Source organism: Streptomyces sp. NPDC028991 (assembly GCF_055564775.1).
This window is the reverse complement of the sequence record NZ_JBVHVP010000034.1, coordinates 5,401-22,585: the sequence shown is the minus strand read 5'-3', so window position 1 is coordinate 22,585 and position 17,185 is coordinate 5,401. Positions and strand designations below refer to the sequence as shown.

At 76.8% G+C, this 17,185-nt stretch carries 1 protein-coding gene (cut by a window edge); it reads left to right on the top strand.

Annotation, left to right across the window (positions count from 1 at the left end):
• Positions 1 to 17,185 carry the 3' portion of a type I polyketide synthase gene (locus ACZ4V1_RS33665; RefSeq protein WP_468344203.1) on the top strand. Its footprint begins 11,678 nt before the window's first position, so 17,185 of the gene's 28,863 nt are visible here — the last part of the coding sequence; its start codon lies beyond the left edge, outside the window; it ends in the stop codon at positions 17,183 to 17,185.

Genomic DNA, 17,185 nt, shown 5'->3' with positions numbered 1-17,185 from the left:
CGTGTTCGTCTTCCCCGGCCAGGGCTCCCAGTGGGCCGGCATGGGCGCCGAACTCCTCGACACCTCGCCCGTCTTCGCCGAACGCTTCCACGAGTGCGCCGCCGCCCTGGCCGCGTACACCGACTGGTCCCTCACCGACGTGATCCGCCAGGCGGACGGCGCCCCCTCCCTGGACCGCGTCGACGTCGTCCAGCCCGCCACCTGGGCCGTGCTGGTCTCACTCGCCGAGCTGTGGCACGCCCACGGCGTCACCCCCGACGCCGTGATCGGCCACTCCCAGGGCGAGATAGCCGCCGCCGTCGTCTCGGGCGCCCTCTCCCTGGAGGACGGCGCCCGCGTCGTCGCCCTGCGCTCCCGGGCCATCGGCCGCGTCCTGGCCGGAGCGGGCGGCATGATGTCCGTCCAGGTGTCCGCCGCCGAGGCCGAGGAGTACCTGGCCCCGTACGACGGCACGGTGTCCGTCGCCGCCGTCAACGGGCCGCGCGCGGTGGTCCTGGCCGGCACCCCCGACGCCCTGGACGCCCTCCAGGCCGAGTTCACCGCCCGCGACCTGCGCGCCCGCCGGATCGCCGTGGACTACGCCTCCCACTCGCCGCAGGTCGAGCGGATCGAGGCGGAACTCCTCGACGTGCTCGCCCCGGTGACGCCCCGCACCCCCCGCCTGCCCTTCCACTCCACCGTCACCGGCGAACTCCTCGACACCGCCCGCACGGACGCCGCCTACTGGTACCGCAACCTGCGGCAGACCGTCCGCTTCGAGGAGACCGTCCGCGCCCTGCTCGACACCGAACACACCGTCTTCGTCGAGATCAGCCCGCACCCGGTGCTGACCATGGCCGTCCAGGCCACCGCCGAGGACACCGGCCGGCAGATCGCCGCCGTCGGCACCCTGCGACGCGAACAGGGCGGCACCGCCCGCTTCCTGACCTCCCTCGCCGAGCAGTGGGTCCGCGGCGGACGCGCCGACTGGAGCGCCGTGTACGCCGGCACCGGCGCCCGCAGGACACCCCTGCCCACGTACGCCTTCCAGCGCGAGCACCTGTGGGCCCTCGCCGGCCGCCCGAACGGCGGCGGCGAGGGGGACCCGGCGGACGCCGAGTTCTGGACCGAGGTCGAGCGGGAGGACGCCGACTCCCTCGCCTCCCGGCTCCACCTGGACCGCGACGCCCTCGCCCCGCTGCTGCCCGCCCTGTCCACCTGGCGCAAGGAGTGCCGCGACCGCTCCACGGCCGGCTCCTGGCGCTACCGCGCCACCTGGAAGCCGCTCGGCACGCTGCCCGACGCCACCCTGGACGGCACCTGGCTGCTCGTCACCGCCGACGGCACCGACCCGGCGTACGCCGACTTCGTCACGGACGCCCTGACGACGCACGGCGCCCAGGTGCTGCCCCTCGCGCTCACCACCGCCGACACCGACCGGGACGCGCTCGCGGACCGGCTGCGTGCCCTGTGCGCACAATCCGCCCCCACCGGCGTGGTCTCGCTGCTCGCCGACGCCGAGGACACGGGCGCCGCCCACCCGGTGCTGACCACCGGCCTCGCGCTGAGCGTGGTCCTGGTCCAGGCGCTCGGCGACGCCGCGATCGAGGCGCCCCTGTGGGCCCTCACCCGGGGCGCCGTCACCACCGGCCGCGCCGACCGCCTCACCCGGCCCGCCCAGGCCATGGTCCAGGGCCTGTCCTGGACCGCCGCCCTGGAACACCCGGAGCGCTGGGGCGGCACCGTCGACCTGCCCGACACGCCGGACCGGCGGGCCGGTGCACGGCTCGCCGCCCTGCTGGCCGGCACCACCGGCGAGGACCAGCTCGCCGTGCGCTCCACCGGCGTCCTCGCCCGCCGCATCGTCCCCGCCCCCGCCCCCACCGGCGCCGGCTCCTGGACTGCGCGCGGCACCGTCCTGGTCACCGGTGGCACCGGCACCCTCGGCCCCCACCTGGCCCGCTGGCTCGCCGACCAGGGCGCCCGCGACCTGGTGCTGACCAGCCGCCGCGGCGCGGACGCCGCCGGCGCCGCCGAGCTCGTCGCCGAACTCGCCGAGCGGGGCTGCGCCGTGACCGTCGCCGCCTGCGACGTCCGCGACCGCGACGCCGTCGCCGCGCTCCTGGACCGGCTGGCCGCCGAGGGCCGCACGGTGCGCAGCGTCTTCCACACCGCCGCCGTCATCGAGCTGCAGTCGATCGAGGAGACCAGCCTCGACGCGTTCGCCAAGGTCGTGCACGCCAAGACCGCCGGCGCCGCACACCTGGACGAACTCCTCGACGACGACCAGATCGACGCGTTCGTGCTGTACTCCTCCACCGCCGGCATGTGGGGCAGCGGCCGGCACGCCGCGTACGTCGCCGCCAACGCCCACCTCAACGCCCTCGCCGAGCACCGACGCGCCCGCGGCGCCCACGGCACCGCCATCTCCTGGGGGATCTGGGCCGACGACGTGAAGCTCGGCCGGGTCGACCCCGGCCAGATCCGGCGCAGCGGCCTGGAGTTCATGGACCCCCGGCCGGCCCTGACCGCCCTGCGGCAGGTCCTCGACGGCGACGAGGGCACGCTGGCCGTCGCCGACGTCGACTGGGACCGCTACCACCCGGTCTTCACCTCCTCGCGCCCCACCGACCTCTTCGCGGAGGTGCCCGAGGTCCGCAGGATCACCGAGGAGAGCGCGGCCCGTACCACCGGGGGCGGCGAGTTCACCGCCCGGCTGCGCGCCCTGCCCGCCGGCGAGCAGGACCGCCTCCTGCTCGACCTGGTGCGCTCCGAGGCCGCCACCGTCCTCGGCCACGCCTCCCCGGAGGTGCTGTCCGAGCGGCGCGCCTTCCGCGACGTCGGCTTCGACTCGCTCACCGCCGTCGACCTGCGCAACCGGCTCGCCACCGTCACCGGCCTCACCCTGCCCAGCACCCTGGTGTTCGACTACCCGGACCCGCTCACCCTCGTCGGTCACCTGCGCGAGCTGACCGGTGGGCCCGCCACCGGTACCGACGCGCCCGTCCGCACCGGGGCCGCCGCCGACGAACCCATCGCCATCGTCGCCATGAGCTGCCGCTACCCGGGCGGCGTCACCTCCCCCGAGGCCCTGTGGGACCTCGTCGCGGCCGGTGCCGACGCCATCACCGGCTTCCCCGCCGACCGCGGCTGGGACGCGGACGCCCTGTACGACCCCGACCCCGACCGGCCGGGCACGACGTATTCCACGCAGGGCGGCTTCCTGCACGACGTGGCCGACTTCGACGCCGGCTTCTTCGGTATCTCCCCGCGCGAGGCGCTGGCCATGGACCCGCAGCAGCGGCTCCTCCTGGAGACCGGCTGGGAGGTCATGGAGCGCGCCGGGATCGACCCCGCGACCCTGCGCTCCAGCCGCACCGGCACCTTCATCGGCGCCAGCTACCAGGACTACACGGCCGGCGGCGCCGGCTCCGAGGGTGCCGAAGGCCACCTGATCACCGGCACCATCTCCAGCGTGATGTCCGGCCGCCTCGCCTACACCTTCGGCCTGGAGGGCCCGGCGGTCACCCTGGACACCGCCTGCTCCTCCTCCCTGGTGGCACTGCACCTGGCCTGTCAGTCGCTGCGCAACGGCGAGTCCACCCTCGCCCTGGCCGGCGGCGTCAGCGTCATGGCCACCCCGCAGGCCTTCACCGGCTTCAGCCGCCAGCGCGCCATGGCCCCCGACGGCCGCTGCAAGGCCTACGCCGAGGGCGCCGACGGCATGAGCCTGGCCGAGGGCGTCGGACTGGTCCTGGTCGAGCGCCTGTCCGACGCCCGCCGCAACGGCCACCCCGTCCTCGCCGTGATCCGCGGCTCCGCCGTCAACCAGGACGGCGCCTCCAACGGCCTGACCGCCCCCAACGGCCCCTCCCAGGCCCGCGTCATCCGCCAGGCCCTCGCCGACGCCGGACTCACCCCGGGCGAGGTGGACGTGGTCGAGGGCCACGGCACCGGCACCGCCCTCGGCGACCCCATCGAGGCCCAGGCCCTGCTCGCCACCTACGGCCAGGACCGGCCCGGCGACCGGCCGCTGCTGCTCGGCTCGGTGAAGTCCAACATCGGCCACACCCAGATGGCCTCCGGCATCGCCGGCGTCATGAAGACGGTCATGGCGATGCGGCACGGCACCGTCCCGCGCACCCTGCACGTGGACACCCCCTCCGGCCACGTCGACTGGACCTCCGGCGCCATCGACCTGGCCACCGAGACCGTGCCCTGGCCCGAGACCGGCCGCCCGTACCGGGCGGGCGTCTCCTCCTTCGGCCTGTCCGGCACCAACGTCCACACCATCGTCGAGCAGGCCCCCGACCAGCCGGAGCCCGCCACCGCCCCGGCGCCCGCGGCAGCCGGCCCGGACACCCTGCCCGCGGGCGTCCCCCTGGTGCTGTCCGCCCGTACCGCCGACGCCCTGCGCGAGCAGGCCGCCCGTCTCCTCGACCACCTGACGTACCACCCGGAGCTGCCCCTGGCGGACGTGGCCCACTCGCTGGCCACCACCCGTGCCGCCCTGGAACACCGGGCCGCCGTCCTCACCGACGACCGCCAGGGACTGGAGCGTGCGCTGACCGCACTGCGCGACGGCACCCCCGACACCTCCCTGGTCACCGGTGCCCCGGCGCGGGGCCGCCTGGCCTTCCTCTTCACCGGGCAGGGCAGCCAGCGCGCCGCCATGGGACGCGACCTGTACGAGCGCCATCCCGCCTTCGCCGATGCCCTGGACGCCGTCCTCACCCGCTTCGACCAGGAACTCGACCGTCCGCTGCGCGAGGTCCTCTTCGCACCGGAGGGCACCGAAGAGGCCGCCCTCCTGCACGACACCGCCTACACCCAGCCCGCCCTGTTCGCCCTCGAAGTCGCCCTGTACCGGCTCGTGGAGTCCTGGGGCGTCGCCCCCGACGGCGTGGCGGGCCACTCCATCGGCGAGATCGCCGCCGCCCACGTCGCCGGAGTGTTCTCCCTGGAGGACGCCTGCACCCTCGTCGCCGCACGCGGTCGCCTCATGGCCGCGCTCCCGGCCGGCGGCGCCATGGTCGCCGTCGAGGCCGCCGAGGACGAGGTGCTGCCGCTCCTGGCGGGCCTGGAGGACCGCGTCTCCCTCGCCGCCGTCAACGGCCCCCGCTCCGTGGTGATCGCGGGCGACGGGGAAGAGGTCGCCGGCATCGCCGCCCGCCTCGCCGCGGACGGCCGTCGCACCCGCGCCCTGCGGGTCAGCCACGCCTTCCACTCGCCGCGCATGGAGCCCATGCTCGACGACTTCGCCCGCGTCGCCCGCGGCCTCACCTACGGGGCGCCGCTCCTGCCGGTGGTCTCCACCGTCACCGGCGACCTCGCCACCGCCGAGGAACTGCGCACGCCGGAGTACTGGGTGCGCCAGGTCCGCGCCACCGTCCGGTTCGCCGACGCGGTACGCACCCTGGACCGCCGGGGCGCCACCTCCTACCTGGAACTCGGCCCCGACGGCACCCTGTCCGCCGCGACCCGCGCGATCCTCGACGGCGACGGCGGCCGGGCGGACGGCACCGCACCCGCCACCGTCGTCCCCGCGCTCCGCCGCGACCGCGACGAAGTGCCCAGCCTCACCGCGGCCCTCGCCGGGCTGTACGTGCGGGGCGCCGCCGTCGACTGGAGCGGCACCCTGCACGGCATCGGCGCCCGCCGCGTCGACCTGCCGACGTACGCCTTCCAGCGCAGCCGCTACTGGCCCGACACCTCCTTCACCCCGATCACGCCCGACACAGGCGCCGGCGCGGACGCCGCCTTCTGGTCGGCCGTGGAGCGCGGCGACCTGCCGGCGCTCGGCGCAGACCTCGGGCTGGACGAGGAGACGCTGGCCGCCCTGGTGCCCGCCCTGTCCTCGTGGCGGCGCCGCCGCACCGAGCGGGCCGCCGCCGACAGCCGCCGCCACCGGATCGTGTGGAAGCCGCTGGACGGCGCCCCCACCGACCGGCCCGCCGGCACCTGGCTGGTCCTGCGCCCGGCCGGCGCCCCCGCCACCGAGACGACCACACTCCTGGCGGCCCTCGGCCCGGACACCGCCGTCGTCACGGTCGACACCACGGCCACCGCCGACCGCACCGCGCTCACCGCGACCCTGAGCGAACTGCCACGCCCCGACGGCGGGTTCACCGGCGTCCTCGCCCTGACTGCCCTGACCTCGGCCGCCGCCGAAGGGAACACGGCCGAGGCGCCCGCCGCCGACACCATGGACGACGACCCCGCCGCCGACACCACGGACGACGACCCCGCCGGCACCGCCGCGCTCGCGCCCACCGCCGCCGCCCTCACCGCCCTCGACGACGCCGGGATCACCGCCCCCGTCTGGCTGCTCACCCGGCAGGCGGTCGGCACCGGCCGTGCCGACCGCCTCGCCCACCCCGGGCAGGCCGCCCTCTGGGGCCTCGGCCGCGTCGCCGCCCTGGAGCGCCCCGAGCGCCGGCTCACCCTGGTCGACCTGCCCGAGCACATCGACGAGCGGGCCGTACGACGCCTCGCGCACCTGCTCGCCGCGCCCGGCGAGGAGAACCAGCTCGCGGTCCGCGCCTCCGCCACCTACGCGCGGCGCCTCGCCCACCACCCCGCCGCCCAGGGACCGGCGCCCCGCGCGTTCGCCCCCGAGGGCACCGTCCTGATCACCGGCGGCACCGGCGCCCTCGGCGCCCACGTCGCCCGGCTGCTCGCCGGACGCGGCACCCCGCACCTGCTGCTCGCGGGCCGGCGCGGCCCGGACGCCCCAGGCGCCGCCGAACTCGCCGCGGAGCTGCGCGAGACGGGCGCCCGGGTGACGGTCGTCGCGTGCGACACGTCCGACCGCGCCGCGCTCGCCGCGACCCTGTCCGCCGTACCGGAGGAGCACCCGCTCACCGCCGTCGTGCACGCCGCGGGCGTCCTCGACGACGGCCTCCTCGACACCCTCACCCCCGAGCGGTTCGCCACCGTCCTGGACGCCAAGGCCCGGTCCGCCGCCCACCTGCACGAGCTGACCCGCGACCTCGGCCTCACCGACTTCGTGCTGTTCTCCTCGACCGCGGGCGTCCTCGGCGCCGCCGGGCAGGCCAACTACGCCGCGGCCAACGCCTACCTGGACGCCCTGGCCGAGCACCGGCGCGACCAGGGCCTGCCCGCCACCTCCGTGGCCTGGGGCCCCTGGTCCGGCACCGGCATGGCCGGCGACGGCACGGGCGTCGAGGACCGGGTCCGCCGCGGCGGCTTCACCCCGATGAGCCCCGAGGACGCGCTCGCCGCCCTCGACACCGCCGTCGGCCACGGCGACACCACCCTCCTCGTCGCCGACATCGACTGGCAGCGGTACGCGGCCGTGTTCACCCCGAACCGGGCCCTCGTCGGGGACCTGCCCGAACTCCGCATCGGCGGCGGCGCGCACGGCGTCCTCGCGGACACCGAGCCGGTCCTGCGCCGCCAGGTCGCCGCCCTGACCGGCGCGGCCCGCGAACGCCACGTGCTCGACTTCCTGCGCGCCCAGGTCGCCGCCGTGCTCGGCCACCCCGACCCGGCCGCCGTCGAACCCGACCGGGCCTTCACCGACCTCGGCTTCGACTCGCTCACCACCGTCGAACTGCGCAACACCCTGACCGCCACCACCGGACTGCGGCTGCCCGCCACCCTCGTCTACGACCATCCGACCGCCCGCGACCTGGCCGCCCACCTCCTCACCGAGCTCCTGGGCGACCTGCCCGAACCCGCCGCGGGACACGGCACCGGCGCGGGAACGGAACGGCCTACGGACGACGACCCGGTGGCCGTCGTCGGCATGGGCTGCCGCTTCCCCGGCGGCATCGAGTCCCCCGAGGACCTGTGGCGCCTGCTGGCCGACGGCCGCGACGCGGTCTCCGGCTTCCCCACCGACCGCGGCTGGGACCTGGAGTCCCTCGCCCGGGGCGGCTCCGCCACCCTGGAGGGCGGCTTCCTCGACGGCGCCGGACTCTTCGACGCCCCCTTCTTCGGCATCTCGCCGCGCGAGGCCCTGGCGATGGACCCGCAGCAGCGGCTGCTGCTCGAAACCGCCTGGGAGGCCCTGGAACGGGCCGGCATCGACCCGCAGAGCCTGCGCTCCAGCGCCACCGGTGTCTTCGTGGGCACCAACGGCCAGGACTACGCCACCATGCTGCGCCGCGGCACCACCGACGTGCAGGGCCACGCCGCCACCGGCACCACCGCCAGCGTGATGTCCGGCCGCCTGTCCTACACGCTGGGCCTGGAGGGCCCGGCGGTCACCGTCGACACCGCCTGCTCCTCCGCCCTGGTCGCGCTGCACATGGGCGCGGGCGCGCTGCGCTCCGGCGAATGCTCCCTGGTCCTCGCGGGCGGCGTCTCGGTGATGTCCAGCCCCGACGCCTTCGTGGAGTTCACCGCGCAGGGCGGCCTCGCCGCGGACGGCCGCTGCAAGGCGTTCGCCGACTCCGCCGACGGCACCGCCTGGTCCGAGGGCGCCGGCGTCCTGGTCCTGGAGCGCCTGTCCGACGCCCGCCGCAACGGCCACCCCGTCCTCGCCGTCCTGCGCGGCTCGGCCGTCAACCAGGACGGCGCGTCCAACGGCCTGACCGCCCCCAACGGCCGCGCCCAGCAGCGCGTCATCCGCCAAGCACTGACCGACGCCCGCCTCACCCCGGCCGACGTGGACGCCGTCGAGGCGCACGGCACCGGCACCACCCTCGGCGACCCGATCGAGGCACAAGCCCTGATCACCGCCTACGGAGAGGCACGCGAGCCCCGACGGCCCCTGCTGCTCGGCACGGTCAAGTCCAACCTGGGCCACACCCAGGCCGCCGCCGGTGCCGCCGGCGTCATCAAGACCGTCCTCGCCCTGGGCCGCGGGGAACTCCCGCGCACCCTGCACGTGGACGCCCCGTCCTCGCACGTCGACTGGTCCGGCGGCACGGTGGAGCTCCTGCGCGAACACCGGGCCTGGCCCGAGACGGGACGGCCGCGCCGCGCCGGTGTCTCCGCCTTCGGCGTGAGCGGCACCAACGCCCACGTGATCCTGGAACAACCCGCACCGGCCGCCGAGCCGGACACGTCGGCGGAGCCGGAGGCCCCCCCGGCCGTCGTACCGTGGCTGCTCTCCGCCCGCTCCGAGGCGGCCCTGTCCGCCCAGCACACGCGGCTGACCTCCTTCACGCAGGCACGGCCCGAGGTCCCGGCGCTCGACACCGCTTACAGCCTGGCCGTCGGCCGTTCCGCCTTCGCGCACCGAGCGGTCCTGCTCGTGACGCCCGGGGGCGAGCCCGTGGAGACCGTCCGCGACCACGCCACCGAACGCAGGCTCGCCGTCCTGTTCTCCGGTCAGGGCTCGCAGCGGGCGGGGACGGGGCGTGAGCTGTACGGGCGCTTCCCGGCCTTCGCCGAGGCCCTGGACGTGGTGGCGGCCCGGCTCGACGCCGATCTCGAACGACCGCTGCGCGAGGTGCTGTTCGCACCGGAGGGGACGGCCGAGGCCGCTCTCCTGGACACCACCGGCTACACCCAGCCCGCGCTGTTCGCGATCGAGGTGGCGCTGTTCCGCCTGGTCGAGTCGTGGGGCGTGGTCCCCGAGTTCGTCGCGGGTCATTCCATTGGCGAGATCGCGGCCGCGCACGTGGCCGGGGTGTTCTCCCTGGAGGACGCCTGCACGCTGGTCGCGGCCCGGGCCCGGCTGATGCAGGGCCTGCCCGCCGGCGGTGCCATGGCAGCCGTGCAGGCCACCGAGGCCGAGGTCACGGCCCGCCTCGGCGATGGCTTGTCCGTGGCGGCGGTCAACGGCCCGGACTCCGTGGTCATAGCCGGTGCCGAGACCGAACTGACCTCACTGGTTGAGCAGTTCACCGGAGAAGGCCGCAAGACCCGGCGCCTGTCGGTCAGTCACGCCTTCCACTCGCCGCTGATGGAGCCGATGCTCGCGGAGTTCCGCCGCGTCGCCGAGACCCTGGAATACGCCGAACCCCGCCTCCCCGTCGTCTCGAACGTCACCGGCGCCCTCGCCGAGCCCGGGCAGCTCACCACCCCCGAGTACTGGGTGCGGCACGCCCGCGAGACCGTCCGGTTCGCCGACGGAGTACGCGCCCTCGCCGGCGCCGGTGCCGACGCCTACCTGGAGATCGGCCCCGACGGCGTGCTGACCGGCATGGCCGCCCGGGTACTCGACGACACGGGGAACGGCGCCAACGGCGACGCGGCCGGCAGTCCGGTCGTACCCGCGCTGCGCAAGGACCGCGACGAGGAGCGCGCCCTGCTCACCGCGCTCGCCCGCTTGCACGCGGCCGGCGTCGGCGTCGACTGGGCAGCATGGTTCCACGGCACCGGAGCCCGCCGCACCGACCTGCCCACCTACGCCTGGCAGCACCGGCACTACTGGCCCGAACCCGCCCCGGCCACCGGCGCGGGTGCCGGGCAGGACCCGGTGGACGCCGCGTTCTGGTCGGCGGTGGAGCGGGAGGACCTGGAGTCCCTGTCCGCCACCCTCGGCCTGGACGACGCGGACCTCTCCGGCGTGCTGCCCGCCCTGTCCACCTGGCGCCGCGGCCGGTCCGAACGCGCCCTGGTGGACGGCTGGCGCTACCGGGTGACCTGGCAGCCCCTCACCGGCACCCCCGCTCACTGCGCCACCGGTCGGTGGCTGGTCCTGACCCCGGCCGCGCTCGACGGCGACCCGTGGACCGAGGCCCTGGCCGGGGCACTCGGCGAGGACGCGGTACGCCTCGTCGTCCCGGCCGGGGACGAGGGGGCCGCCGCCCGCCTCGACGCGGCGGCCGACGGCACCGCGTACGCCGGCGTCCTCTCCCTGCTCGCCGCCGGCTCCGCGGAAGCCGCCGGCCCGATCGACGGTCCCGCCCGGCCCGACCTCCTGCTGCGCCTCCTGGGGGAGGCCGGGATCGACGCCCCTCTGTGGTGCGTCACCCGCGGCGCGGTCCGCGTGGGCCGCACCGACCGGGCGGCCGACCCCGGGCAGGCCGCTCTCTGGGGACTCGGCCGGGTCCTGGCCCTCGAGGAGCCGGAGCGCTGGGGCGGGCTCGTCGACGTCGACCACGACGCCGGCGGCCGGACCACCGACCGCCTGCGTGCCGTGCTGGCGTCCGGCACGGCGTCCGGCACCGCCGAGGACCAGGTGGCGCTGCGCGCCTCCGGCGCCTTCGGACGGCGCCTGACCCGGGCCGCCGCCCAGCGCCCCGACACCGTCTGGCGCCCCGCCGGAACCGTCCTGGTCACCGGCGGCCCGGAGGGCTTCGGCGGCCACGTCGCCCGCTGGCTCGCCGCGCACGGCGCCGCCGGGGTGCTGCTGGCCGGTCCCACCGACCCGGCCGGCGACGCCTTCACGGCGCTGCGCACCGAGGCCGAGGCCGCCGGCGCCGTCCTCACCGCGGTCCACCACACCGATCCGGCCGACGCGGGCCCGCTCGCCCGTGCCATCGCCGCCCTGCCGGCCGACCGTCCGCTCACCGCAGTCGTCCACACCGGCGACACCGGCACCATGGGCGAGCCCTCGACGACCGCCGTGCACGCCGCCCACGACGCGCTGACGGCCGCCGTGGGGGAGCGGACCCTGGACGCGTTCGTCGTCTTCAACTCCATCTCCGCCGTCTGGGGCGTCACCGGGCAGGGGCCGGGCGCCGCCGCGGGCGCCTTCCTGGACGCCCTGGTCCAGCGGCACCGCGCGGGCGGCGTCAACGCGCTCTCCGTCGCCTGGGGCGCCTGGCAGGGCGCCGGGCCCGACGGGCTCGCCGCCCACCTGCGCGTCAACGGACTGCCCGCCATGGAGCCGGGACGCGCCCTCGCCGCGCTCGCCGCGCTGGCCGGCGAGGCCGCCGAGGAACCGGCCGCCCCCGCCTCCGTGACCGTCGCGGACGTGGTGTGGGACCGGTTCGCCCCGGCGTTCACCCGGACCCGCCCGAGCCGGCTGTTCAGCGCACTGCCCGAGGCCGGCGACGCCCTGCGCGCCGCAGACGGCGACGGCGGTGACGCGGGCACCGCCGCGGACCTGCGGAGCCGGCTGCGCCACCTGGACCGGGCCGACCGCGAACGCGGCCTGCTGGACCTGGTGCTCGCCGAGGTCGCCCCGGTGCTCGGCCACGCCGACGCGGGCGCCGTACCGGCCACCAGCGCCTTCAGGGACCTGGGCTTCGACTCGCTGACCGCCGTCGACCTGCGCAACCGGCTCGCCACCGTCACCGGCCTCACCCTGCCCGCGACGCTGGTCTTCGACTATCCGACGCCCGCCACCCTGGCCGCGTACCTTCTCGACGAACTCCTGGCCGGACACGGGGACCGGTCCACCACCGCCGACGCGTCCGCGACCCGCTCCGCCACCGACGACGGTGACGGTGACGGTGACGACCCGATCGTCATCGTGGGCATGAGCTGCCGCTACCCCGGCGACGTCCGCTCGCCCGAGGACCTGTGGGAGCTGCTCGGCGCCGGGACCGACGCCATCGGCGGCTTCCCCACCGACCGCGGCTGGGACCTCGAACGGCTCCTGCACGGCGACCGGGACGGCCGCGGCCGCAGCGTCAGCCGCGAGGGCGGATTCCTCTACGACGTCGCCGACTTCGACCCCGCCTTCTTCGGGATCTCCCCCCGCGAGGCCCTGGTCATCGACCCGCAGCAGCGGATCGTCCTCCAGGCCGCCTGGGAGGCCCTGGAGCGGGCCGGCATCGATCCCGCCACCCTGCGCGGCGGCGACACCGGTGTCTTCGTCGGCGGCGGCAGCGGCGACTACCGTCCCGCGATCGGCCAGACCGGGCACGTGGAGACCGCCCAGTCCGCGAGCCTGCTCTCCGGCCGGCTCTCCTACACCCTGGGCCTCGAAGGGCCCTCGGTCAGCGTCGACACCGCCTGCTCGTCCTCCCTGACGGCCCTGCACCTCGCCGCCCAGGCGATCCGCGGCGGCGAGTGCGCCCTCGCCCTGGCCGGCGGCGTCACGGTGATGTCGACACCGGTCGGCTTCGTCGAGTTCGGCGAGATGGGGGCGCTCTCCCCGGACGGCCGCTGCAAGCCCTTCTCCGACGCCGCCGACGGCACCGCCTGGGCCGAGGGCGTGGGCATGCTCGTCGTGGAGCGCCTGTCCGAGGCGCGCCGTCGCGGCCACGAGGTCCTCGCCGTCCTGCGCGGGTCGGCCGTCAACCAGGACGGCGCCTCCAACGGTCTGACCGCCCCCAACGGCCCCTCCCAGCAGCGCGTCATCCGCAAGGCGCTGGCCGCCGCGGGCCTCACCGCCCGCGAGGTCGACGCGGTGGAGGCGCACGGCACCGGCACCGCCCTGGGCGACCCCATCGAGGCCCAGGCGCTGCTCGCGACGTACGGCCGCGAGCGCGACCCGGAGCACCCGCTGCTGCTCGGTTCCGTCAAGTCCAACATCGGCCACGCCCAGGCCGCCGCCGGCGTCGCCGGAGTCATCAAGATGGTCCTGGCCATGCGGCACGGCACCCTGCCCCGCACCCTCCACGTCGACCGGCCCTCCAGCCACGTCGCCTGGGACCCGGACGCGGTACGGCTGCTGACCGAGGCCACCGACTGGCCCGAGACCGGGCGCCCGCGCCGCGCGGCCGTGTCCGCCTTCGGCGCCAGCGGCACCAACGCCCACGTCGTCCTGGAACAGGCCCCCGCACCGGCCCCCGCGGCGGAGGACCCGGCCGGGACCACCGGGCCCGCCACCGAACGGCCCCTGCCCGTGCCGCTGTCCGCGGCCACCGCGGACGCCCTGCCCGACCAGGCCGCACGGCTCCGCGACCGGCTGCTCGCCGCCGGCCCCGGGGACCTGCCCGGGCCGGCCGACCTGGCACTCTCCCTGGGCACCACCCGCTCGGCCTTCGAGCACCGCGCGGTGCTCGCCGTCGCCGGACGCGACGAACTCCTGGACGCGCTCACCGCCCTGGCCGAGGACCGCGACGACCGCGCGGTGCTGCGCGGCCGTGCGACCCCCGGCGGCCGGACCGCGTTCCTCTTCCCCGGCCAGGGCTCCCAGCGCGCCGGCGCGGGCCGCGCCCTGTACGCCCGCTTCCCGGTGTTCGCCGCCGCCCTCGACGAGGTCCTGGCCCACTTCGACCAGGAACTCGACCGCCCGCTGCGCGAGGTGATGTTCGCCGGGGAAGGCACCGCCGAGGCGGACCTCCTGGACAGCACCGGCTGGACCCAGCCCGCCCTGTTCGCCCTCGGGGTGGCCCTGTACCGGCTGTGCGAGTCCTGGGGCGTACGGCCCGACCTGCTGGCCGGCCACTCCGTCGGGGAGATCACCGCCGCGCACGTCGCCGGAGTGTTCTCCCTCCAGGACGCCTGCCGCGTCGTCGCCGCCCGCGCCCGCCTGATGCAGGCCCTCCCGGCCGGCGGCGCCATGCTGGCCGTCCGCGCCACCGAGGACGAGGCCGCCCCGCGGCTGACCGGCCGGCTCTCCCTGGCCGCCGTCAACGGCCCGGAGGCCGTGGTGGTCTCCGGCGACGAGGACGCGGTGACCGCGCTCGCCGACGAGTTCGCCGCACTCGGCCGGAAGACTAGGCGTTTGCGGGTCAGCCATGCATTTCACTCACTGCACATGGACGCCATGCTGCAGGACTTCGAACGGGTCACCCGTAGCGTGTCGTACACCCCGCCGAAGCTGCCCCTGGTGTCGAACCTCACCGGGGAACCGGCCACCGACGAGCAGGTGCGCGACCCCGGGTACTGGGTCCAGCACGTGCGCCGCGCGGTCCGCTTCGGCGACGGTGTCCGCACCCTCGCGGCCCGCGGCGCCACCCGCTACCTCGAACTCGGCCCCGACGGCGTCCTGTGCTCCCTCGCCCAGGACACCCTCGACACCCTGGCCGACGAGCACCGCCCCGCACCAGCGGTCGTCCCGGCGCTGCGCACCGGACGCGACGAGGAACGCTCCCTGATCACGGCGGTGGCCCGGCTGCACGCCGCCGGCCAGCCCGTCGACTGGCCGGCGCTCCTGGACGGCACCGGCGCCCGCCGTGTGGACCTGCCGACCTACCCGTTCCGCCGGCAGCGGCTCTGGGCCGACGCGGCACCGGCCGCCGCCGAAGCGACGCGCGGCGCCGGGAGCGCCGGGGACGAGGCCTTCTGGACCGCCGTCCAGGACCAGGAGTTCGACTCCCTCGCCGGCGAACTGGGCGTCGACGGCGACGCGCTCTCCCGCGTCCTGCCCGCCCTGCGCGACTGGCGCCGCAAGCACGGCGACCAGGCCACCGTGGACGGCTGGCGCCAGCGCATCGCCTGGCGGCCCCTGAACCGGACCGCCGCCGGTACGCCCGCCGGGACCTGGCTCGCCGTGCTGCCCGAGGGGCACGCCGAGGACCCGTGGACCGCGCAGGTCCTGCGGATCCTCGGCCCTGGCACCGTGACGATCGAGGTGCCGGCCCACGACCACGGCCGTGCCCCGCTCGCCGCCGCGATCCGCCACCACCTGGACGCCTCGGGCCCGTTCACGGGCGTGGTCTCCCTGCTCGCCCTCGCCGGCGGCACCCCCGGCGCGGACGGCGCGGGCACGGGCCTCACCGCCGACGGCACCCCGCTCGGCGCCGCCCTGACGGCGACCCTGGTCCAGGCCCTCGGCGACGCCCGCACCGACGCCCCGCTGTGGTGCCTCACCCGAGGCGCCGCCGCCGTCTCGCCCGCCGAGACCGTGGCCGCACCCCTCCAGGCCGCCGTCCACGGACTCGGCCGGGTCGCGGCCCTCGAACACCCGCAGCGCTGGGGCGGCACCGTCGACCTGCCCGTCACCCTCGACGGGCGCACCACCGAGCGGCTCGCCGCCGTCCTGGCCGACCCAGAGGGCGAGGACCAGCTCGCCGTCCGACCCGGCGCGGTCTTCGGCCGTCGCCTCGCCGCCGTACGCCCCGAGGCGCCCCGCGACTGGCAGCCCACCGGCACCGTCCTGATCACCGGCGGCACCGGCGCCCTCGGCGCCCGCACCGCCCGCCGGCTCGCCGGGGCCGGGGCCCGCCGCCTGCTCCTGCTCAGCCGCACCGGACCCGACGCCCCCGGCGCCGCCGAACTCGCCGCGGACCTGCGCGCACTGGGCGCCGAACCCGTCATCACCGCCTGCGACACCGCCGACCGGGACGCCCTGGCCGCCGTCCTCGCGCGGCTGCCCGAGGACGCGCCGCTGACCGGCGTCATCCACGCCGCCGGCGTCCTCGACGACGGCGTGGTGGACGGCCTCACCCCCGAGCGGTTCGCCACCGTGTTCCGCGCCAAGGTCACCTCCGCCCTGCTCCTCGACGAGCTGACCCGCGCCCACGAACCGGAGGTGTTCGCCCTGTTCTCCTCCGCCTCCGCCGCGGTCGGCAACCCCGGCCAGGGCACCTACGCCGCCGCCAACGCGGTCCTCGACGCCCTCGCCGAACGCCGCCGGGCCGAAGGCCTGCCGGCCACCTCGGTGGCGTACGGGGCCTGGGACGGCGAGGGCATGGCCGGCGGCGAGCGTGCCGCCGCCCTCGCCCGCCGCACCGGCATCCGGCCGCTCGACCCGGACCTCGCGGTCCTGGCCCTGCGGCAGGCCGTCACCGGCACCGACCCGGTCGCCGTCGTCGCCGACGTCGACCCGGACCGGTTCGTGCGCGCCTTCACCAGCGTCCGGCCCAGCCGCCTGCTGGCCGAGATGCCCGCCCACGCCGCGCTCGCCGCCGCCCCGGACGGCGGACGCGACGCGCGGGAGTCCGGATCCGCCCTGCGCGAGCGGCTGGCCCGGCTCCCCGAGGGCCGCCGCGCCACGACCGTGCTGACCCTGGTGCGCGAACGCGCCGCCGAGGTCCTCGGCCACCCCGGCACCGACCAGGTCGGCCCCGACCGCGCCTTCCGCGATCTCGGATTCGACTCCCTCGGCGCCGTCGAGCTGCGCAACCAGCTCAACGCCGCCACCGGACTGACCCTGTCCGCCACCCTCGTTTTCGACCACCCCACCCCCGCCGCCCTCGCCGGGCACATCCTCCAGCAGCTCCTGCCCAGCGGCACCGGCGGCACCTCGCGTGCCGCCGGTGCGGACGACGACGAACGCGCCGTCCGCGCCGCCCTCGCCGGCCTGCCCCTGGACCGGCTGCGCGACAGCGGTCTCCTGGACCGGCTGCTGGAACTCGCCGGACAGACCCCGGACGCACCCGGCACCCGCCAGGACACCGCGGCCGTGGACGACGACACCTACGACGTGTCGATCGACGCCATGGAGATCGACGACCTGGTGCAGGCGGCACTCAACGCCAACCCTGACGAAGAGCGGGACTGA